The following is a 21,207-nucleotide window of genomic DNA, read 5'->3' as shown; positions in this document are numbered from 1 at the left end:
TATGAATGCCTTGTTTATGATTGCCGCTGCAATTCTCTTACTCGGTCCCTTAATTGCGATTCACGAGTTCGGTCACTATATTGTGGCGCGTAAACTGGGCGTTAAAGTATTGGTCTATTCGATTGGATTTGGGCCAACATTATTAAAATGGACCTCGAAAAAATCCGGAATTCAGTATCAATTGTCTGCCTTGCCTTTGGGTGGCTATGTCAAGATGCTGGATGAACGTGAAGGTAATGTTGCTGAAGAAGACTTACCCAAAGCTTTCAATCGTCAGCATCCGTGGAAACGGATTGCCATCGTGGCAGCGGGACCATTAATCAACCTGATTTTTGCAGTCCTTCTGTTCTGGGTGTTATTTTTACCAGCTCAAGAACAGCTGAATACCCGTGTGGGTAAAGTTTTACCAAATACGCCTGCTGCCACCGTACAAATGCAGCCGGGTGACAAAATTATAGCTGTGGATGGTACTCAGGTGGAAACTTGGGAAAAACTCAGTTATGCCTTGGTGGATCGTGTTGGTGAAACTGGCGTGGTTTCTATTCAGGCAGATCGTGCTGGTGAAAACAAACTGTTCCAGTTGCCGATTCAAAACTATTTAAAAGATCAAAGTCAATCGCCACTTGAAAGTTTGGGTTTCTTGCCTTATCGGCCAGAAATTCCGGCTGTAATTAGCAAACTGAGTGAAGATGGTGCAGCCATCCGTCAAGGTTTGAAAGAAGGTGACAAGATTCTGGCCATTGACGGCGTTCAGATGAAAGACTGGTTTGATGTGGTGCAGGTGGTACAGGCATCTCCAGAAAAATTACTCAAAATGGATGTTCTACGCGAAAATAAGGTGGTTCATCTAGAAGTCATGCCGCAAGGTAAACGTGACAATATGGGCAATGTGACCGGTATGCTGGGCGTGCAAAGCGATCCGGGTAAACTGAACATTCCTGCAGAATATAAACAGACCATTCATTACACGCCAGGTGAAGCGTTGGTAATGGCATTTGATAAAACAGCACATTTATCTTCGATGATTCTGAATTCGATTGTCAAAATGGTACGCGGTCTGATTGGCCTGGATAATTTATCAGGTCCAATTACCATTGCCAAAGTGGCAGGACAAAGCGCAGAAATGGGTTGGGAAACTTTTATTTCCTTTATGGCGCTAATGAGTGTAAGTTTAGGAATATTAAATCTACTGCCTATTCCAATGCTTGATGGCGGACATCTGGTTTACTATTTTGTTGAATTAATTCGTGGTAAACCTGTTTCCGAACAAATACAATTGGTTGGACTAAAAATTGGTATGGTACTGCTCGGCAGTATGATGCTTCTGGCATTATTTAATGATTTTATGCGTTTATAACAACGTAAATGGAATAAATTAACAGCGGAAAAGACTGGCATGCAGCACACACATTTATTTATGCCTCTGGCACTCGTTAGTGCAATGGCAGTAGCACAACAAGTATATGCAGCAGATGAATTCATTGTACAAGATATAAAATTTGATGGATTAGTACGTTTAACTCCTGACAATGTGTATGGCCTAGTGCCGATTAACAGTGGTGATCGGGTCAATGATCCAGTCATTGCCAATGCAATTCGTAGCATGTATGCATCAGGCCTGTTTGATGACATTAAAGCCGTTCAGCAGGGCAATACCTTGGTTTTCCAAGTTGTTGAACGCCCGGTCATTTCGAAAATTGAATTGAAAGGCAATAAGCTGATTCCTAAGGAAGCACTTGAAGAAGGCCTGAAAAAAATGGGTCTGGCTGAAGGCGAAGTGCTAAAAAAATCAGCCTTGCAAACCATTGAAACTGAACTTGAACAGCAATACATGCAGCAAGGTCGTTATGATGCCGATATTACGGTCACCACGACGCCTCGACCAAATAACCGTGTTGAATTGCTGATTGATTTTATTGAAGGTAAAGCGGCCAAAGTTTTCGATATCAATATTATCGGGAATACTGTATTTAAAGAGTCTGATATCAAGCAGGCTTTTGCCGTAAAAGAAAGTGGCTGGAGTTCGGTCATTTCCCGTAATGACCGTTATGCACGTGAAAAGATGGCGGCAAGCCTAGAAGCTTTGCGTGCCATGTATCTAAATCGCGGTTATATCAACTTTAATATTACCAATTCCAGCCTGAACTTGAGTGAAGATAAAAAGAATGTTTTCATCGAAGTGTCTGTGGATGAAGGCGAGCAATTTAAATTTGGTCAAACCAAATATTTAGGTGATGCACTTTATAAGACTGAAGAATTGCAGGCTTTACAAATTTTCAAAGAAGGCGAAATTTATTCGCAGGAAAAAGTTAACGCGGTTAAGCAGTTATTACAGCGTAAGTATGGTAACGCAGGTTATTACTATGCAGAAGTCAACATTGTTCCTCAAATTAACAACGAAACCAAACTGGTTGATCTAAATTATTATATTAATCCGGGGCAGCAAGTCACGGTACGACGTATTAATTTTACTGGTAATACTAAAACTGCGGATGAAGTACTACGTCGTGAAATGCGCCAAATGGAAGGTGCACTTGCAAGCAATGAAAAGATTGACCTGTCTAAGGTTCGTCTGGAGCGTACCGGGTTCTTTAAAACTGTCGATATCAAACCTGCACGTATTCCGGGTGCGCCAGATCAGGTGGACTTGAATGTTGCCGTTGAAGAGCAGCATTCAGGAACCAGTACTCTTGCAGTTGGTTTCTCGCAAAGCGGTGGTGTAACTTTCCAGGCAGGTTTAAGTCAAACCAACTTCCTGGGTACAGGGAATAGTGTTTCAATCGATTTGTCGCGTTCTGAAACGCAAGATTACTATAACTTGAGCGTGATGGACCCGTACTTCACCATTGATGGTGTGCGTCGCGGCTATAACATGTATTACCGTAAAACCAAGCTTGATGATGACTATAACGTCAACAACTATGTGACGGATAGTTTTGGTGGTGGGATTAACTTTGGTTATCCAATTGATGAAAACCAAAGTGTTAGTTTGGGTCTGAATGTTGATCAGACGGATGTAACCACTGGTCCATATGTGTCGACTTATGTTGCTGATTATTTGGAACGTAATGGCGGAAAAGAAACAAAAAGTGGTGAGTATTGTCCTCAAGCATTAGTTCCAATTAAAGATTCTGCTGGGAATGTTACTGGTTACCAGCCTTGCCCTAATCCAGTTCCATATGGTCAAGAATTCCAGGGTGATTTTTTGACTTATAACCTTAATTTAGGTTGGTCTTATAATACCTTAAATAGACCGATGTTCCCGACAACGGGTATGTCACATCGTGTCAATGCTGAAATTGCCTTGCCAGGTAGTGATGTCGAGTATCAAAAAGTCACTTATGACGCTCAGGCATTTTTCCCATTAGGCAAAGATTTTGTCCTGCGCGGTTATGGTAAGTTGGGTTATGGTAATGACTTGCCATTCTACAAGAATTTCTATGCAGGTGGTTTTGGTTCGGTTCGTGGTTATGAAAATAGTACATTAGGTCCTAAATATCCAGGTGTATATTTCTCTGATACAGGTCAAACGGATCCTTCTCCTGAGGAAGTAGGTGGTAATGCACTAATTCAATTTGGTACCGAATTAGTGCTTCCAGTACCATTTAAAGGGGATTGGGCACGTCAGGTTCGTCCAGTCATCTTTGCTGAAGGTGCACAAGTGTTTGATACCCAATGTGATGTATCAAATGAAAATATTTTCGTTAATGGCACTTCAGTAAATGGAAAGCAGTACTGTAAAGATAACTTCGGTTTCGATGCAGATAATATGCGCTATAGCGTGGGTGCAGGTTTCACCTGGATCACCATGATTGGACCATTATCACTTAGCTATGCTTATCCGTTGAATAAAAAAGACGGTGATGATACTAAAAACATCCAGTTCGAAATTGGACGTACTTTCTAAAATCGTTTTGACCTAGAAACTAAATTTTGCTCATAAAGCCTGCAGGTTTTGTGAGCAAATTTTTTTGAATGAGTAATAATATGAAAAAAATGATTATGGCAATGAGCCTGGCTTTGGCAAGTGTTGCTCCTTTGACTCAAGCGGCTAGTATGGGGGTAATTGACTTGGAGCGTGTGGTTGAAGGTAGTACTTATCTGAAACAACAAAACAAGATATTCCAGCAAAAAATTCAGCCACAAACCACCAAGATTGAGCAACTCAGCAAAGAGCTGGAAACTTTGCAGCAACGTGCTCAATCCAATACCAAGCTCAGTGAGACTGAAAAACAGAAAATGTCTGCGCAATATCAGGCTAAGTTGCAAGAATTGAATCAGTTACAACAATCTGTACAGACAAATGTCCAAAGCTCGATTCAGCAGATCCGAATTGTATTTGATGCACGTGTGAAGCAAATTGCTGAACAATTGCGTAGAGAAAACAACCTGGATGTAGTTTTAAATAAAAATTCAGCACTTGCTTATGATGCTAAATATGATTTAACTGATAAAATGATTCAAAAGGTTAATGCAATTAAATAATCAATGAATCATCAAAAGCTTCAGTTAGCTGATCTCGCTCGCCTGGTTCAGGGCGAGTGCATAGGTCAGACAGATTTACGTTTGAGTGCTTTGGCCAGTCTTGAACAGGCAACCTCACAAGATCTTGCATTTGTGAATGCCGATAAATATGTAGAGCAGGCCAATCAAAGTCAGGCAGGTGCTTTAATTGTCACGGCTGAACTAAAACAACAGATAACTTCACATCAAAACTTTATTGTTGTGGCAAATCCCTATCTGGCTTTTGCGATTCTGACGCATGTCTTTGAGAGAAAACATCGCCAGCGCGGCATTGAAAGTACTGCTCAAATTCACCCGTCGGCAATGATCGCGGACGATGCTTATATTGGTCATTATGTGGTGATTGGTGAGCATTGTGTCGTGGGTGCGAATACGATTGTTCAGGCGCATGTGCAGATCGATGATGATGTCGAAATCGGTCAGGACTGTTTTATTGACTCACATGTGACCCTCACCGGCGCAGCAAAAATTGGTAATCGGGTGCGTATTCATGCCAATAGCGTGATTGGCAGCGAAGGGTTTGGTTTTGCACCTTATCAAGGTAAATGGCACCGTATTGCGCAATTAGGTTCTGTACGCATTGAGGATGATGTGCGTATTGGGTCAAATTGTAGCGTAGACCGTGGTGCGCTGGATGATACGATTTTGCAACAGGGTGTTATCATTGATAATCTTGTGCAAATCGCGCATAACGTTAAAATTGGTGCACATACCGCCATTGCTGCAAAAACTGCCGTTGCAGGAAGTGTTTCAATTGGCAAAAACTGTATCATTGGTGGTGCCTCTGCGATTTCTGGACACTTGAATATTGCCGATAATGTGACGTTGACGGGAATGTCAATGGTGACAAATAATATTTCTGAAGCTGGAAAATATTCATCCGGGATTGGTCTGTTTGAAAACCAGAAATGGAAACGTACCGTGGTTCGCCTCAGACAATTAGCAGATGTGCCATTGACCCAGGTGATCAAACGACTAGATCATATGCAATCTCAGATTGAGTCCATTGAATCAACATTTAAGTTGCGTAAATAATTATGATGACAGAGTCGAATTTGCCTACATTCACGAAGCCTGAATTGCCAATGAATATTCAAAAGATTCGTGAATATTTGCCCCATCGCTATCCATTTTTATTGGTTGATCGCGTCGTCGAAATTACCGATAATGGCATTGTTGGTTATAAAAACGTCTCAATTAATGAAGAGTTTTTACAAGGCCATTTTCCGAATTATCCAATTATGCCAGGTGTACTGATTGTTGAGGCACTGGCACAAATCTCTGGAATTCTGGGTTTTGTGATGAATAACGAAGTACCAAGTGAAGGTTCTTTGTTCCTGTTTGCCGGTGCGGAAAAAGTTAGATTTAAAAAACAGGTGGTTGCAGGTGACCAATTGGTTTTAAAATCTGAATTAGTGATGCAAAAGCGGGGCATTTACAAATATAATTGTATTGCCACTGTAGATGGCGTCGTCGCAACAACCGCGGAAATTATGGTTTCGCATCAAAAAGTCGAGCAGGCATGAGCAATAATCCCCTTATTCATCCAACTGCCATTATTGACCCATCAGCAGTCATTGCTGCTGATGTAGAAATTGGCCCATATTGTATTATCGGGCCAAATGTCACTATTGGTGCGGGTAGCAAACTTCATTCACACGTGGTGGTGGGTGGCTATACGCGTATAGGTGAATATAATGAAATTTTCCAGTTCGCCAGTGTAGGTGAGGTGTGTCAGGATCTTAAGTATGCCGGTGAAGAAACCTGGCTTGAGATTGGCGATCACAACAAGATTCGTGAGCATTGCAGTCTGCATCGTGGCACGGTTCAGGACCAGAGCCTGACCAAGATCGGTAGTCATAACCTGCTCATGGTGAATACGCATATTGCACATGACTGTATGGTCGGAGATTATAATATCTTTGCTAATAACGTCGGTGTGGCTGGACATGTCCATGTCGGGGACTACGTCGTCATTGGCGGAAACTCGGGCATTCATCAGTTCTGTAAGATTGATTCTTATAGCATGATTGGTGGGGCATCACTGATTCTGAAAGATGTACCGGCCTATGTAATGGTTTCAGGTAATCCTGCGCATGCATTTGCTATGAACATTGAAGGTATGCGTCGTAAAGGCTGGTCAAAGACCGTAATCAGCGGTTTACGTGATGCCTTTAAACTGATTTATAAATCAGGTTTAACGACTCAGGAAGCAATCGAGCAGATCCGTACAGGAATTTTGCCGGAAGTGGCTGAAGTACAACGTCTAATTGACTCTCTTGAACAGTCGAAGCGCGGCATTGTGCGCTAAATGTTTGAGGTAATAAAAAAGACACCTGAAGGTGTCTTTTTTATTTTGGGAATTTCTATTTTACTTAAGAAATTTAATTTCCTCAGCTTTCGGATAATTCTTCAGTAGCTTTGTTTTATATTGTGAAGCAAGCGTAGCATTCTTTTCGACATCTTTGCTGATGTTATAAAGCTGATACAGGGCAGTGGATGCTTTCGCGGAATTTGGGTAACGGTCAACGACAATCAGATAATTACGTTTCGCTTCAGCAAATTTTGGTGGGTCAATCGCCAGATTGAATTCCGCTAACCAGAAATAAGCATTGCTGATATAAACGCTATTCGGATTGTTTTTAATAAAGTTTTGCATCGGGGCAATGGCTTTGGCTGCACCGCCATTTTTATAAGCATCTAAAGCCACGGTATAAGCTGCTTTTTCAAGATCAGCAGGTTGCTGTCCGCTGCTTGCTGTATTGACCTTATTTGTGTTTAGGCTGGGTGCAGTATCCTGTGGGTTTTCCTCCGTTGGATTGTCCTCAGCAGGTTCAATTTTTTGTTGCAATAGTTCAAGGCGCTGATCAAGATCGGCATAACGATTGGTCAGTTCATTCTTGAGCCGTTCAATCTCATTTTCCTGTTCTTCCATTTTACCGCGCAAAATCCGCAGGTCATTTTCGAGTTGCTGGTTCTTTTGCATGATTTGCCAGCTGGTATTGGTTTGAACTGCTGGAGTTGCACCAGCCGCAATTGCTGCTGGGGTATTTACTGTGGTTTGATTCGTAGCTTGACTCAAGCCACGCGATTCAATCGGAATATTGGCAAATAGAGGCGTGGTAAAGAGTGCTGTCACTGCACACAATACGGTCTTTTTAAACATCATAAAATTTCCATAATTCTTTGTGAGATGCGGATCCGCTGCTCATCTTTTCAAAGTAGATCATTCATATACATTGCACACATTAAAAACGGCATTTTTAGAAAATGCAACAAGGTTTTACAAAGATCATGTGAATCTGAGTGTTGATGGATTGATTGTGAAGATCCCTTAAAAATCAGCAGAAATATCAATATTGTTTTTAAAATAATCAAACGGATAGCTTAAGGGATTATTTTGCGGAACAAGGCTTGCAACTTGATTAAAAATCTCTATACTCTGTTTTTGTAATGGTAGCCCTGCTGGTTACTTCGCAATTGTACTCTATGAACCCCGCCAGGACCGGAAGGTAGCAACGGTAATAGAACTATGATGTGCCGGAGCTTTGCTGGTAGGGTTGCCACCATATTCTTATTATTATAATAACAATGCAAATTCGCAGTTTTCTATTCTCAAATATTATTCCTTTTTCAATGTCGTCAAATAGCGCTATCTTATTATTTTAATGATTAAATCATCATTATCTTTTGCCGTGCTTTATTTTATTTTGCAGCTAATATTGAATTAAATATCCAATATGTTTATACGTGTATTAAGGCTTTCAAAGAATATAAGACTTAGTCTTCTGCTTTACGGTTAATCGCCTTGATAATCGCATCCATTTCAAAACCACGATACATTAAAAAACGGATCTGTTTGGCTTTGAGCTTGGGGTCTTTAGTAACTTCAGTCCCATATTTTTTGACTTTTAGTTCATAGGCTTGCTGCACCCAATCAGTTTCCTTGAGTTCTTCTGAAATCAGGGCAGCATCAATCTTTTTGCTCTTGAGTTTCATTTTAATTTGATTGGGACCTTTACCTTTACGCTTTTGACTCGACAACATGGTTTCCGCCACGCGCTGATCACTTTGATAGTTCTCACGGGACAGTTCTTCAACCAGGTTAATAACTTCATCACGATGCTCTGCATAGAGGGCTAGTTTCTCTATCAGTTCGGCTTTGGAATATTCCTTGCGCGTCAGTACGGCAAAGGCATAAGAACGTAAGCGTGAGCCTGTCAGTCCCGGTTTTTTCTCATCCTGAGTTGGGGTAGAGGAAAATAAACGTTCTTCGGGATCAAATTCAGGAGCGTCTTGGATCGCAGTTTTTGCAGGTTGAGCTTGATCTTCAGCATCACTAAATTGCTGTTTTAAAGTTTCATAATCGAGCAGTTTGCTGAATTTCACGTCTGACATGATTCTCTCGGATGTTACGTTCCCTATATAATAACAAAACGCCCCGGAGGGCGCTGTGTCTTGACGTTTAAAGATGACGCATCTAATAAGATCATGCATCTAAAAAGTCAGGTTCTTCCTTGCTATCGTCTTCTTCAACAACCACTGCTTTAGTCAGAAGCTGGTCGCGAATCAGTTTTTCAATCGTCTGAGCCATTTCTTTATGCTCTTCCAGATAACGGATGGTGTTGTTCTTACCTTGGCCAATTTTGTCGCCTTGATAAGAATACCACGCACCAGCTTTCTGCACGATTTCTTGCTGTACAGCAAGGTCGATCAATTCACCTAGATGGTTAACACCTTTGCCATAAAGAATCTGGAATAAAGCTTCTTTAAACGGAGGTGCCATTTTGTTTTTCACGACTTTGACTTTGGTTTCAGAACCAACAATCTCGTCACCTTCCTTCACTTGTCCAATACGACGAATATCCAGACGTACAGATGCATAGAATTTCAGTGCATTACCACCAGTCGTGGTTTCCGGGCTACCAAACATGACACCAATCTTCATACGAATCTGGTTAATGAAGATCACCATACAGTTTGAGCGTTTGGCATTACCAGTAATTTTACGCAGTGCCTGGCTCATCAAACGGGCTTGCAGACCCATATGCGAGTCACCCATTTCGCCTTCAATTTCAGCACGTGGTGTCAATGCAGCAACAGAATCGACAACGATCATGTCGATCGCGCCAGAACGTACCAGCATGTCTGCAATTTCAAGTGCCTGTTCACCGTGATCCGGTTGCGATACCAGCAAATTGTCGATATCTACGCCCAGTTTGCGTGCATATTGAGGATCAAGTGCGTGTTCCGCATCGATGAATGCACACGTACCGCCTGCTTTCTGACACTCTGCAATTGCTTGCAGGGTCATTGTGGTTTTACCTGAAGATTCAGGACCATAGATCTCGACGATACGACCTTTAGGTAAACCACCAATACCGAGCGCGATATCCAGCGTTAAAGAACCTGTAGACACAGCTTCAACTGCCTGAACGGTATTGTCACCAAGACGCATAACTGTATTTTTACCAAACTGTTTTTCAATCTGGCTTAAGGCAGCGTTGAGCGCCTTGTTTTTATTCTCATCCATCTTACAACCTCAATACGATGTCACTAAGTTAGTACTCAAGTGGATGTCTTAAATTAGAGCTTTGTTCCACAGGTGTATAGTGACAGAATTTTCCCTAGTGTTCTATAAAAGTCAGCGCATGTACGACATATTCTGACGCTTAAATTTAATCGTCATTATAGGACCATGACTGATCGAAATTCTGACTATTTTCATTTTTAAATCTACTGATATCACGACGATCCTTCTTGCTTGGACGATGATCGGGACGAGCTAGATTATGCAACTTTCTTTGTGATGTAATCAATTCCCGGCGTGCAATACTGACTTCGGTTTCTTCATACAGTTTTTGTGCCACGGGTGCAGGTCCACGAACATCAGAAAGTTCCTTAACCAGCACGGTTTTTTTGTCGATGCCTTGCTGAATCGTCAGTTCCATACCAACACGGACTTCGCGCGATACCTTGACACGTTCACCATTGTGATGGACTTTGCCACCTTCAATCGCATGTTTGGCAATCGAGCGGGTTTTAAAAAACCGTGCTGCCCACAGCCATTTGTCTATACGCATGCCTACCGCATCTTCGGGTAAAGACGATTTACGCATATTTTTTTTCTACCTCAGCCTGATTTAAATGAGTGATTAAATCTGTTAATTGGTGCAGCATCGGGTAATTACAAGTCTGGCGTGCTACTTTGGCTGAAGAGGGTTGCTGGATGCTGAACAGGTTCTGAATGCCATAGGCTTGGGCACCATTCAGAACTTTTTCGGTATCATCAATAAAATAAGCATGTGCAGGGTCAAATGGATGCAACGCATTCAGGCCTTGCCAGAATTCGATAAATTCTTTGGCATGCCCAATCGTTTCTGAACTGACAATCACATCGAAATAATCTCTTAAATTTAAGTGATCCAGTTTAAAGGCTAGACCTGCGCAGTCAGCATTGGTGGCCAGCCAGATTGGATAGCCATTATTTTTAAGATAATCGAGCAATTTGAGACAATGAGTGCGTAAAGCGACTTTATCTTTATGTTCAATTTGCATCGCCAGAACATCGACTTCGACTTTAGCCGTCCAGAAGCGTGAAGAGTACCAGTTTAAGGTATGATTATGTTCCTGATAGAATGCATAGAGTGTCGCCTGGCTTTGTTCCAGGCTACAGCCATGTGTGGCAGCATAACGCACAGGCAATAACTCGTTCCAGATGAAATCATCGTAGGCAAGATCAAGTAAAGTACCATCCATATCGAAAATTATGGTAGGTTTTTCAGAGCATTTTGACATATTTAGGTTTTCTATGTTTAAAGCAACAGCAGCACCACAAGATCCAATGATTTTGCAGTTTGTGCCCATTTTGACACAAGCCTGTGAAATTTTGCGAGAAGAATATCAGCGTTATTGTTCTGGTGCAGCTTTTGATGTCATCAAAAAAAATGATAATTCTCCGGTGACTCAGGCAGATTTTCGGGTCGATACTTATCTGACCCAAGCTTTGGCAGAGATTTCAAGTTTGCCTTTATTGTCTGAAGAAGGACAGGAACATGAACGCCGCTCATGGTCAGAATTCTGGTTACTGGATCCGTTAGATGGCACTAAAGAGTTTTTGCACCAGCGCCCCGAATTCACTATTAATTTGAGTCTGGTCAGAGGCAGTTTGACCACTTTTGCCATATTGGCGGTTCCGGAGCAGCAACTGATTTATTTCTGTGCTGAGCAGGGCTTGCCTTATAAATATGATATCCAAAAGATGACATGGTTTGCTTATGAAATGCTTGAAACCACTAAAACAATTGCTGTGGGATTGAGCCAAAGTAGCCAGCAGAAACCGAAATATCTGGAGTATTTGCAAAGTCTGGCCAAGCTCACGGACTATACCGAATTTAAAGCGGGCAGCGCTTATAAATTTTGCATGATGCTGGAAGATCAGGTGGATATCTATCCACGTTTTCATCCGACCTCGGAATGGGATACCAGCGCTGGTCAATGTATGCTCGAACGGATTGGTGGTGGTCTGGTCGATTTAGAAGGCCGTCCATTTATTTATAATCATCGGGATACTTTGCTGAATGGCGGATTCATTGCTTATAAGAATAATGATATGAAAATTATTGCATTGCAGGCGGTTTCTGACATGCAGGCCGAGCATTGAGCAAAATTCTGAGCGTGTTATAGTGGTGCTTAACCTATTACCAATCCAGAGTTGGCTGTAACGTGTCCCTGAAACTGCTTCCACCGAGTATGTTGAGTGCAATTGATTTATTGCCCGATGTACAAACGCCTGTCACCTTATTCACACGGCATTCGATTCGTGAGGAGGTTCCGGGGCAGGGTTTGGCAGGCTATGATCTGCAACTGACCAATCAGGGGCGGGATCTGGCGCAGGAATGGGGTGCTTATCTGGCTGATCAAACCGATCGTGTGATTCATCACTGTATTTCAAGTCCGATTCAGCGTTGTATTGATACCGCTGCATTGATGATTGAGGGGGCAGATGCGGTTACCCCTGAGCAGAATACCCATCGTATTGAAATTATTGAACAGGGACTTCTAGTGGAGCCTGGCAGCTTTGTGCTGGATATTCAAAAAGCAGGGCCTTATTTTGCCAAGCAAGGTGCGCTCGGTTTTATTAACAGTTTTGTCAATAATGCCTTGCCGGGGATGAAACAGCCGATTCATGGCGTAGTGGATGTACTAGAACTGATTTACAACACCCATCCACAAAATAAATATGGGCTAAGTTTGGCCGTTAGTCACGACACCATTTTGGCAGCGATGATTGCAGTGATGTCAGGGCGTCAGGATGTCAGTCGGGAAGACTGGCCAAAAATGATGGAAGGTCTGTTTGTCTGGTTTGAAGGTGATGTATTCCTGGAATCCAAACTGAAATGGATCTGGCGCGGACAGGTACACGAACTGGATATTGCCGATTTTAAACGTTCCCAACTTTCTTAAATCAAGTTGATCTATTCAAAACTCAATTGTTCGAAGCAATTGAGTTTTTTTATTGGGGAGTTAAAAATTATAAAAAGGATGTGGCCTTTCATATTGATCATTCAATAAAAGTCAGGCTAAAACGATAAAAATAAATTCTAAACTGCTTCTTTTACATTTATAGGGTGAAAATTCAATAATGTAAGTATAAAAATTATCTATGCTTAATAAATATAGAAATATTCATCTTGAGGAAAAACTATGAAAATTATCACAATTTTTAGCCTGATCGCGATTCTGGGTTTAACCGCATGTCAAAAGCGGGACACTGACAATACGAAACAGGATAAAACCACTTCGCCATCTTCTATGGATAAAGATCAATAATCTAAAAAGGGGGCGAATCAGTTTTTTATCTCATCGTATCGGCTAGATGAGGGGCATCTAAACGGATTGTTTTTCTGATTTCTTTAAATTTCAGGCACAAAAAAAGCCCTAAAAAGGGCTTTTTTCATTTGCGATTAGTTAGAAGCTAGTGCTTTAACTTGCGCGTTCAAGCGGCTCTTATGACGAGCTGCTTTGTTTTTATGGATGATGCCTTTGTCAGCCATACGGTCGATTACTGGAACAAGCGATTTGTACGCTTCAGTAGCAACAGCATAGTCATTAGTGCTGATAGCAGCTAATGTACGTTTAAGATAGGTACGAACCATAGAACGCAAGCTTGCGTTGTGTTTGCGTGCTTTAACGTTTTGACGAGCACGTTTTTTAGCTTGAGCAGAGTTTGCCACTCGTGCACTCCTTGAAATAGATTGGTCTGGGCGGGCTGAAACTCAACTGAAAACCAACATCAGAGGAATTATCACCAGCCCGTAAACAAGTGCCATATTTTGATTAAACTAAGCACCGAAGTCAAGTCTTGACATGCTTTGACAACATTTTAGATGCAGAAAAATTCTAAAGAAAACGTTAGATTAGTATTCCACCTAGGAGATCGTATAAAAAATGACTAAATCACTGACTCATCCCATCGTGATAGGTGCCACCGGCTTGGTGGGAAAACAACTGATAAAACGTTTGCAAGATGAGCCGACTTGCCAGCAGATTACTGCAGTGGTCAGAAAACATCAAAATGATCTGGATGCTTTGGATAAAGTTCAACAACTGGTACTGGAAGATTTCCTGATGTTGAATGATCAGGATGTCAGCAAGCATAGCCATGGTTTTAGCTGCCTGGGCAGCACCATGAAAAAGGCCGGATCCAAACAGGCATTTTATAGTATTGACTATACCATAAATGCTCACTTTGCAGAGCTGTTACAACAAACTTCAGCGCATTACCTGTTGCTGAGTGCAATGGGTGCCGATCCACAATCTCATTTTTACTATAATCGGGTCAAAGGTGAGCTGGAAGAATATGTACAAACATTGACTCTGGACAGAATCAGCCTGATTCGACCTTCATTGCTCATTGGTGAACGTCCAGAGCAGCGTTTTTTGGAAGATATCGCGCAGCAGGTTTACCACAAAGTATCGCGTTTTATTCCGGATAGTTTTGCGTATAAGCCAGTGACAGCCGAGCAGGTGGCTCATACTATGGTCGAGGCCGCGCTAACTCAGACGGTAAAATTTGAAATTTATGATAATTTACGCATACAAAAAATGAAATGAGGGGAAAACACCGTGTCTACAGCAGCATTTGTCACCTGTGACTTGTTAGATGATCATCCAGAACTAGAGCTTCAGGTAGTGACACCTTGCCTGGACGGTAAATTTTTCAAGAGTTATGGGGCGCGCAAAACCTTTGGCGGTCAGATTGTGACAGTAAAATGTTTTGAAGATAACTCGCGGGTGAAAGAGTTGTTGGCCACAGATGGAACAGGCAAGGTCCTGGTCGTAGATGGTGGTGCATCGATGCGCTGTGCCTTGATGGGTGACCTGATTGCAGAATCAGCGGTAAAAAATCACTGGAATGGCGTGATTATTTACGGTTGCGTCCGTGATGTCGATGCGATTGCTGAACTTGATCTTGGTGTGCATGCATTGGCGGCTATTCCGCAAAAGAGCAACCGCAAGGGTGTGGGTGAAGTTGATATCTCTCTCTGTTTTGGTGGTGTCACGTTTAATGCAGGCGAGTATGTTTATGCAGACAATAATGGTATTGTGGTGTCTAAAACAGCATTAGTGGCTTAATCGGCTGAAATCTGCATTTCTGCATGCAAGAATAACAACAAAACTCATCTGTACCCTGAAAGACAGGATGCCTAGATTCTGTCTTTCATTCATATAAAACAAAAATAGGAAAATACTATGTTGAGTCATCAAATTAAAGTCGCACAAGCCTTAGCCTCTTCAGTCGCCCAAGGGGGACGTGGCATGGTCGGAACGCCATTTCCGAATCAGCCTGAAAAATCAATCAAGCTCTATGAATTTGAAGGTTCACCTTTTTGTCGTCGAGTGCGTGAAGTGCTGACCTTACTCAATCTGGATTATGAAGTCTATCCGTGCCCTAAGGGTGGTACGAAATATCGTCCGGCCGTAAAACAGTTGGGCGGCAAGACCCGCTTTCCATTTTTAGTAGATGAAAATACAGGCGATCAGATGTATGAGTCGCAGGATATTATCCATCATCTATTCAAGCATTATGGCAAAAGTGGCAAAACGCCAAAGAAATATGCAACTTATCCGAAAATTCCAGTCGCTGCTTTTGCCGGAACAATTATTAATGGCGCTCGCGGAGTCTGGGTCAATAAACAGGTGCTTGATCGTCCGGCACCGGAACAGCTATTGGAATTATGGGGTTTTGAAGCTAGTCCTTTTGTCCGGGTGGTACGTGGTGTTCTGTCAGAGCTTGAAATTCCCTTTGTTTTTCATAATGTGGCCAAAGAACGTTGGCAGGATTATGGACCAGCCAAGTTACGTTTAAAACCGGGGAAATATGAACCGCTTGCGGGTGGTAAACGTGAACAGTTGTTTAAAATGATGGGAAATACGATTCAGCTGCCTTATCTGGTCGATCCAAATACAGGGGTGAGCATGTTTGAATCGGCTGAGATTGTGAAATATTTAAAACAGCAATACTTCACTGCTTAAAGTAGGAAACTTGCGTAACTTCAAAGATTTTCTATCTAGAACTGTCATCTTATTAACGGATGGCATTTTTTTATTTGTGTTTAGTGTGAGAGATATTATATTTGTGTTTAGTGTGAGAGATATTATGTGTCTCTAATGCGCATAAAACCAAATCTTATAAATAAATGAAAAAAATCATGATTTTTAGAGCTTTTTTGTTTATATTTTAATCTTCAATGGGGCATAACAATAAATATAAGGGGCGTGCTTATGACAGCACCAGAGGCAGTCTTGCCAGTACCTGTATTAATCGTTGAAGATGAATATGTCATTCAGCGCCGTTTAAAAATTATATTAACCAATCTAGGTTATAACGAAGACGTTCTGCTATTTGCCAACACGGTTAAAGAAGCATATTCCATAGTTCAGCAACAGCCGATTGCACTGGCCTTAGTAGATTTGGGGTTGCCAGATGGAAGTGGGATTTCAATTATTGAAAAAATCCGCGAACAGGACGCACAAGCGTTGATTCTGGTGGTGTCTGCCTGGAGTACCCAAGATAGCCTGTTTAGGGCAATTCAGGCCGGTGCGACCGGTTATGTGCTGAAAGAACGGGATAATGTTGAAGTCGCCTTGGCTATTCGCAGTATTTTGCGTGGCGGTGCACCGATTGATCCCTTTGTTGCCCGTGAAATTTTAAAACAGATTTCTATTCCCACCATTTCAGGAACAGTAGAACAGAACAGGCCAGCTGCGGATCAGGAAACGCTCACACAGCGGGAGCAGGAAATCCTGTCCTTGGTTGCGCAAGGTCTGAGTAATCGTGAAATTGCCGAGCAGCTCTGTGTATCACGCTATACCGTCGAAAGTCATATCAAGCATATTTACCGCAAACTCTCGGTCAGTAAACGTACCAAGGCGGTCAGTACCGCACGGCATCTGGGAATTCTGTAATGTCATCTGCCTGTTCCAGAAGCAGCAAACGGCAGCGATTGAAATGGATCGGTGTTTTTGTCCTGTGCAGCTGGCTTTGCTTGTTCTGTAGTATCAGTCAGGCACAAAACCATTTTCAGATTAATGATCTTTGTCAGGTGAAGATCGAATATATTCAGAAGGTTCAGGCTCAGGGTCCTACCGAGATGCCGACATCGGGCTGGCAAAGCGTACGTTTGCCGGATAACTGGCAGAATAACTGGAAGAATTATCATGGGGGTGCCTGGTACAAGATTGTCTGGCGTTGGTCATGTCAGGACAATATTCGTCTTGCAGAACCGGTTGCCTTTTCTATTGATTATATTAATTCGGCAGGTGCCGTGTTCCTGAATGGTGACTTGCTTTGGTCTGACCGGAACTTGCAAGAGCCCTTGTCGAAAAGCTGGAATATGCCGCGTTACTGGGTTTTCCCGATTAGCGGTTTGCGTAAAGACAGTAATGAAATCCTGATTTATGTAAATGGCTACAGTTTCCAAAGCGCGGGCCTGGGCAATATTCAGTTTAATAATGTGTTGGTGAATAGCCAGCAGTATTTGGAAAAAATCTGGGATCGCCGTACCGTATTCCAGATCAATATGATTTTCTCTGCCACGATTGGGCTGATCTGTTTCATTATCTGGTTATTCCGGCGTTCAGAAACCACTTTTGGCTGGCTGGCACTCAGTTCACTGTTGTGGATTCTGTTTATTTCCAATGTCTTGACTACAGAAAATTTTCCATTTCGCTCCACGATTTCGGCAGCTAAAGCCAATATGCTTTTTTTTATTGCTTATATCCATTGTTTCTGTCTGTATCTGATCCGCTTTGTAAAACAGAAATTTAAGCAGTTGGAGCGAGGATTTATTCTGGTCAGCGTTCTGTCCAGCCTACTGGTGATGATCAGTCCCTTGAATTATCTGGAGCATGTGCTAGGTGGAGTGTTTATCTTCTATGTATTGTTCTTTGTTAGTTGTACTGTGTATATCAGCTATCAGGCCATCAGAACCCGAAATGGAGAATATCTCTTCCTGACCTTGTGTCTCTGGGGGATTCTGCTGTGTGTAATCATTGACCTGATCATGTTGAACCAAACCAAGGTCAATGAGTTTTCACCTTTATCTCCCTATACCTCACCAATTATTACCTTGTTTGTCGTGCTGATTATGGGTACACGCCTGAATCGTAATGTCAGGAAAATCGAAAAATTTAATACCCAGTTAGAACGTAAAGTCCAGCAGGTCAGTGCTGACCTGAATAAAAGCCTGAGCGATAAACATCAATTGGAGCTGACGAATGTTCGTCTGCAAGAGCGGATTAATCTGTCACATGAACTGCATGACGGGTTGGGAGGGTCTATTGTCCGTTCCATGATTCTGGTAGATCAAAGTAGCGAAACAGTTTCTAAACAGCAGTTTCTTTCCATGCTGAAACTGCTCAGAGATGATCTCAGACAAATCATTGACAGTGGTTCATCTATTGAAAATAAAGTCCCACAAACGCCGGTACTCTGGATCGCACCGGTACGCTATCGTTTTACCCAGTTGATGGAAGAAATGGAGATTGTAGTTGAATGGTCATTTCCAAAAGTCTGGCAGCGTGAACCGACGGCATTACAGTGTTTGACCTTGATCCGAGTAGTCGAAGAAAGTCTGACCAATATCATTAAGCATAGTCAGGCCAGTCAGGTAAAAGTCAGTCTGGAATATTCCCAGCCACATCAGCTTACTTTAAGCATTCAGGATAATGGCATCGGTTTCGATGCTGACATGGTGCAAAAAAATGGTCTGAGTATTGGAATGCGCAGCATGAAAATGCGGGTTGAGCGCATGGGAGGATTGTTCCAGATTGAATCTGAACAAGGAGATACGCTGATTCGTGTTGTATTAGAGCTGTATCAGCCTTAATTAGTTAGAATTCTAGACTCTAAAAATAAAAAAGAGGATCATGTGATCCTCTTAAAAATTATTGCCTAAATAGAACCGTGGAAAGATTACTCGTCTTCTGGCGGTGGAACCAGCATCAATACTGCTTCATTTAATAAGGCCGCAACATCTTCCAGAATATCTTCATCAGCGAAATTTTCATCGAGCAATATGGCTTCACCATCTGCAAGCTGTTTGAGTTTTGCGGTAAATGTCTCAGAGATGCACACACCCTCACCATTTGCCCAGAACAGAACGTCGCCGTCCGTTTCAGTATAAAGCAGGCGTGACGCAGGTTCGAGCATCAGGCTATAGCCCTGATCGAGTGCTTCTTCCAGATCACCTGTACCGATTTCTTCTGCTTCAGGCAGGTTTTCAGGATATTTAGGTTCGGACATCAAGCTCATGATGGCATCTTCGAGAACATTGGAATTATGCAGTTGCTGCATGATGTGTTCTTTCAGATATTCCAGCTCATTGCTGCTCACTTCACCGATAGCACCGACTTGATCACGGATGATATCCAGCAATGGGTTACGCAGCGTTTCATTTTCAGAGAATTTATCCCCGACACGATCCATCATGTCACTGATATTTGGCATGCGGAAACCGAATGAATAAGTCAGGCAGTCATCTTCAGCCACGCCGTAATGAGCCAGACCAGGCGGCACATAGAGCAAGTCGCCAGGTGCCAGCACTTCATCAAAGTTCACTTCTATTTCAGGTAATAATTTAAGTGGTTGACCTGGAACGAATGCCGTTTCGGCATCACACATTTGCCCAAGCTGCCAGCGACGGTGGCCATGGCCTTGTACCAGAAATACATCATAGAAGTCGAAATGTTTGCCGACTGAACCGCCTTGTGGAGCATAAGACACCATAATGTCATCGCGACGCCATTGTGGAATAAACGGGAATTTTTTCCAAAGCGCCGACAGGTCAAATGAATAGTGATCTACAGCCTGAACCAAAAGTGTCCAGAGTTTTGGCATTTTCTGGAAATCTGCTTTGAGTAAAGGCGAAGATTTCACGTTCCATTGATTCGGATCACGATCTTTCTGCTTGATGAGGCGGGCAGTGACATGTTCTTCAAGCGCAAGTTCCATCACATCATTGGGTTCAAGCAAACTGGCGATTTCAGGCATCGCATTACGCACCAGTAAAGGTTTCTTTTGCCAGTATTCGCTAAGGAATTGTTCAGCGGTAATACCGCCTAATACGTCTAAAGGTTGAGACATAGATTACAGCCTGAATTTAAATGGGAGATTAAGGAACCAAAATTTTTAATTCACGAAGAATATGACAGAGCTTGATCATCGGCATGCCCATCAGCGTGGTCTGATCTTGTCCGATCATTTCTTCAAACAAGCTAATACCGAGGCTTTCACATTTGAAACTGCCTGCACAATGTAACGGCTGTTCAATTTCGACATAGCGCTCGATTTCGGCCTGAGAAAGTTTACGAAACTTGACTTTATAGTGTTCGATCAGCGTTTGCTCGAAACCCGTCGATTGTTGCTGCACACTGAGCGCCGTACTGAAATAGACAATCTTATCCGAATTGGCTTGCAGCTGGCGAATAGCTTTTTCAGTCGTTAACGGTTTGCCAATAAAAATATCCGGTGCACCTTCACGCCATGCCACCTGATCCGAGCCGATCACAATCGCTTCAGGATTCTGTTCGGCAATATATCTGGCTTTCTCGAAAGCCAGTCGTTGTGCCAGATCATCTGCGTGATTTTCCCCACGAGGAGATTCATCGATATCCGGTACCATGGAAATGTAATCAATATGCAGACGATCCATCAGCGCTTTGCGGGTTTGACTGGATGATGCCAAGATAATCTGTGCAGAATTCATTAGACAGCATATTCCTCAAGAATATTTAACGGTACATAAGCCAGAACAGCTTTGTGGCAGGCTTGCAGCTTGATCGGTGGCGCCTGACCTGCTTCATAGGCTTCTACCCAGCGCGTTACGCAGATACACCAGAAATCGCCCGGTTGCAGGCCCGGGAAGTCCAGTTCGGGCAAAGGCGTAATCAGGTCATTACCGACTTTTTGAGAAAAATTCAGAAATTCTGAAGTCATTTGTGCGCATACCGTGTGCTGGCCCAGATCGGTGGTCGCAGTATGGCAAAAGCCATTGCGGAAATAACCGGTAATCGGATCGAAGCAACAGCTGGACAAAGGCTCACCTAACACGTTCAAACGGTTAAGATTTGGATCAGGATGTATCGACATAGGGACTGAATCTAAAAGAGGCTTTTTTC

At 42.6% G+C, this 21,207-nt stretch carries 23 protein-coding genes and 1 other RNA gene; 15 read left to right on the top strand and 9 right to left on the bottom strand.

Going from position 1 to position 21,207, the window contains the following annotated elements; all coding sequences use genetic code 11:
* The first annotated feature begins 1 nt into the window (after position 1).
* The 6 genes from rseP to lpxA all read left to right on the top strand — a co-directional run bounded on the left by rseP (position 2) and on the right by lpxA (position 6,835).
* On the top strand, positions 2–1,357 hold the full coding sequence (gene rseP / locus MTX11_RS06720; RefSeq protein WP_005246630.1) for an RIP metalloprotease RseP: 1,356 nt from the start codon (positions 2–4) through the stop codon (positions 1,355–1,357).
* Between the two features lie 39 nt (positions 1,358–1,396).
* Entirely contained in the window at positions 1,397–3,907 is a 2,511-nt protein-coding gene (bamA, locus tag MTX11_RS06715) for an outer membrane protein assembly factor BamA (protein ID WP_005246629.1), read from the top strand.
* A gap of 80 nt (positions 3,908–3,987) precedes the next feature.
* Positions 3,988–4,485 (top strand): OmpH/Skp family outer membrane protein, encoded by a 498-nt coding sequence (locus MTX11_RS06710; RefSeq protein ID WP_243474695.1) that lies wholly within the window; start codon positions 3,988–3,990, stop codon positions 4,483–4,485.
* A gap of 3 nt (positions 4,486–4,488) precedes the next feature.
* Positions 4,489–5,559, top strand: coding sequence for a UDP-3-O-(3-hydroxymyristoyl)glucosamine N-acyltransferase (gene lpxD / locus MTX11_RS06705; protein ID WP_005246627.1), 1,071 nt, complete (start codon positions 4,489–4,491; stop codon positions 5,557–5,559).
* A 5-nt stretch (positions 5,560–5,564) separates the two neighbouring features.
* Positions 5,565–6,050: a 3-hydroxyacyl-ACP dehydratase FabZ gene (gene fabZ, locus MTX11_RS06700; protein ID WP_026055766.1), complete on the top strand. Its 486-nt coding sequence runs from the start codon at positions 5,565–5,567 to the stop codon at positions 6,048–6,050.
* A complete protein-coding gene (gene lpxA, locus MTX11_RS06695; RefSeq protein WP_004279876.1) occupies positions 6,047–6,835 on the top strand; it encodes an acyl-ACP--UDP-N-acetylglucosamine O-acyltransferase in 789 nt (262 codons plus the stop codon). Before fabZ ends, lpxA begins: the two co-directional genes overlap by 4 nt.
* Positions 6,836–6,895: 60 nt before the next feature.
* Here the strand turns inward: lpxA and MTX11_RS06690 are convergent, their stop codons facing one another.
* On the bottom strand, positions 6,896–7,693 hold the full coding sequence (locus MTX11_RS06690; protein ID WP_005246625.1) for a tol-pal system YbgF family protein: 798 nt from the start codon (positions 7,691–7,693) through the stop codon (positions 6,896–6,898).
* A gap of 294 nt (positions 7,694–7,987) precedes the next feature.
* Here MTX11_RS06690 and ffs point away from each other — a divergent pair.
* Positions 7,988–8,084: signal recognition particle sRNA small type (gene ffs / locus MTX11_RS06685), an RNA gene on the top strand.
* 220 nt (positions 8,085–8,304) lie between these two features.
* On the opposite strand, the gene MTX11_RS06680 is transcribed toward ffs, so the two are convergent.
* The 4 genes from MTX11_RS06680 to MTX11_RS06665 all read right to left on the bottom strand — a co-directional run bounded on the left by MTX11_RS06680 (position 8,305) and on the right by MTX11_RS06665 (position 11,322).
* Entirely contained in the window at positions 8,305–8,922 is a 618-nt protein-coding gene (locus MTX11_RS06680; RefSeq protein WP_005246622.1) for a regulatory protein RecX, read from the bottom strand.
* Between the two features lie 91 nt (positions 8,923–9,013).
* On the bottom strand, positions 9,014–10,057 hold the full coding sequence (gene recA / locus MTX11_RS06675; protein WP_004279873.1) for a recombinase RecA: 1,044 nt from the start codon (positions 10,055–10,057) through the stop codon (positions 9,014–9,016).
* Between the two features lie 145 nt (positions 10,058–10,202).
* Complete coding sequence (locus MTX11_RS06670) at positions 10,203–10,643, bottom strand: RNA-binding S4 domain-containing protein (RefSeq protein WP_004646726.1); 441 nt, start codon at positions 10,641–10,643, stop codon at positions 10,203–10,205.
* Positions 10,636–11,322, bottom strand: coding sequence for an HAD hydrolase-like protein (locus MTX11_RS06665; protein WP_243474694.1), 687 nt, complete (start codon positions 11,320–11,322; stop codon positions 10,636–10,638). The genes MTX11_RS06670 and MTX11_RS06665 overlap by 8 nt, the downstream gene beginning before the upstream one ends.
* 13 nt (positions 11,323–11,335) lie before the next feature.
* Between MTX11_RS06665 and MTX11_RS06660 the strand changes: the two genes are divergently transcribed.
* The 3 genes from MTX11_RS06660 to MTX11_RS16600 all read left to right on the top strand — a co-directional run bounded on the left by MTX11_RS06660 (position 11,336) and on the right by MTX11_RS16600 (position 13,356).
* Positions 11,336–12,187, top strand: coding sequence for a 3'(2'),5'-bisphosphate nucleotidase CysQ family protein (locus tag MTX11_RS06660; RefSeq protein WP_243474693.1), 852 nt, complete (start codon positions 11,336–11,338; stop codon positions 12,185–12,187).
* 62 nt (positions 12,188–12,249) lie between these two features.
* Entirely contained in the window at positions 12,250–12,990 is a 741-nt protein-coding gene (locus MTX11_RS06655; protein ID WP_004279869.1) for a histidine phosphatase family protein, read from the top strand.
* A gap of 240 nt (positions 12,991–13,230) precedes the next feature.
* Positions 13,231–13,356 carry a hypothetical protein gene (locus MTX11_RS16600; RefSeq protein ID WP_004729839.1) on the top strand — a complete coding sequence of 42 codons (126 nt, stop codon included), beginning with the start codon at positions 13,231–13,233 and terminating at the stop codon, positions 13,354–13,356.
* Positions 13,357–13,490: 134 nt separating this feature from the next.
* Here the strand turns inward: MTX11_RS16600 and rpsT are convergent, their stop codons facing one another.
* Entirely contained in the window at positions 13,491–13,760 is a 270-nt protein-coding gene (rpsT, locus tag MTX11_RS06650; protein ID WP_004279868.1) for a 30S ribosomal protein S20, read from the bottom strand.
* Positions 13,761–13,974: 214 nt separating this feature from the next.
* Here rpsT and MTX11_RS06645 point away from each other — a divergent pair, with 214 nt between their 5' ends.
* The 5 genes from MTX11_RS06645 to MTX11_RS06625 all read left to right on the top strand — a co-directional run bounded on the left by MTX11_RS06645 (position 13,975) and on the right by MTX11_RS06625 (position 18,917).
* Complete coding sequence (locus tag MTX11_RS06645; RefSeq protein WP_004279867.1) at positions 13,975–14,640, top strand: NAD(P)H-binding protein; 666 nt, start codon at positions 13,975–13,977, stop codon at positions 14,638–14,640.
* A gap of 12 nt (positions 14,641–14,652) precedes the next feature.
* On the top strand, positions 14,653–15,162 hold the full coding sequence (rraA, locus tag MTX11_RS06640) for a ribonuclease E activity regulator RraA (protein ID WP_004279866.1): 510 nt from the start codon (positions 14,653–14,655) through the stop codon (positions 15,160–15,162).
* 117 nt (positions 15,163–15,279) lie between these two features.
* A complete protein-coding gene (locus MTX11_RS06635) occupies positions 15,280–16,062 on the top strand; it encodes a glutathione S-transferase N-terminal domain-containing protein (RefSeq protein WP_243474692.1) in 783 nt (260 codons plus the stop codon).
* Positions 16,063–16,311: 249 nt separating this feature from the next.
* The gene (locus tag MTX11_RS06630; protein ID WP_243474691.1) at positions 16,312–16,995 is read left to right on the top strand and encodes a response regulator; all 684 of its coding nucleotides are present in this window, start codon (positions 16,312–16,314) and stop codon (positions 16,993–16,995) included.
* On the top strand, positions 16,995–18,917 hold the full coding sequence (locus tag MTX11_RS06625) for a sensor histidine kinase (RefSeq protein ID WP_243474690.1): 1,923 nt from the start codon (positions 16,995–16,997) through the stop codon (positions 18,915–18,917). Before MTX11_RS06630 ends, MTX11_RS06625 begins: the two co-directional genes overlap by 1 nt.
* A gap of 86 nt (positions 18,918–19,003) precedes the next feature.
* On the opposite strand, the gene MTX11_RS06620 is transcribed toward MTX11_RS06625, so the two are convergent.
* Genes MTX11_RS06620 through MTX11_RS06610 form a run of 3 tightly spaced genes read right to left on the bottom strand, consistent with a single transcriptional unit; the run spans position 19,004 to position 21,178 of the window.
* Positions 19,004–20,173, bottom strand: a complete 1,170-nt coding sequence (locus MTX11_RS06620) for a ribosomal protein uL16 3-hydroxylase (protein WP_243474689.1) — start codon at positions 20,171–20,173, stop codon at positions 19,004–19,006.
* 28 nt (positions 20,174–20,201) lie between these two features.
* A complete protein-coding gene (locus MTX11_RS06615; RefSeq protein WP_004729833.1) occupies positions 20,202–20,795 on the bottom strand; it encodes a Maf family protein in 594 nt (197 codons plus the stop codon).
* Positions 20,795–21,178 carry a DUF2237 family protein gene (locus MTX11_RS06610; protein ID WP_004279857.1) on the bottom strand — a complete coding sequence of 128 codons (384 nt, stop codon included), beginning with the start codon at positions 21,176–21,178 and terminating at the stop codon, positions 20,795–20,797. Before MTX11_RS06610 ends, MTX11_RS06615 begins: the two co-directional genes overlap by 1 nt.
* Between the last annotated feature and the right edge of the window lie 29 nt (positions 21,179–21,207).

It is taken from the genome of Acinetobacter lwoffii, assembly GCF_022809915.1.
GTDB lineage: Bacteria > Pseudomonadota > Gammaproteobacteria > Pseudomonadales > Moraxellaceae > Acinetobacter > Acinetobacter lwoffii_M.
Note: the sequence above shows the minus strand (reverse complement) of the source record. Positions and strands in the feature narration are given on the sequence as shown.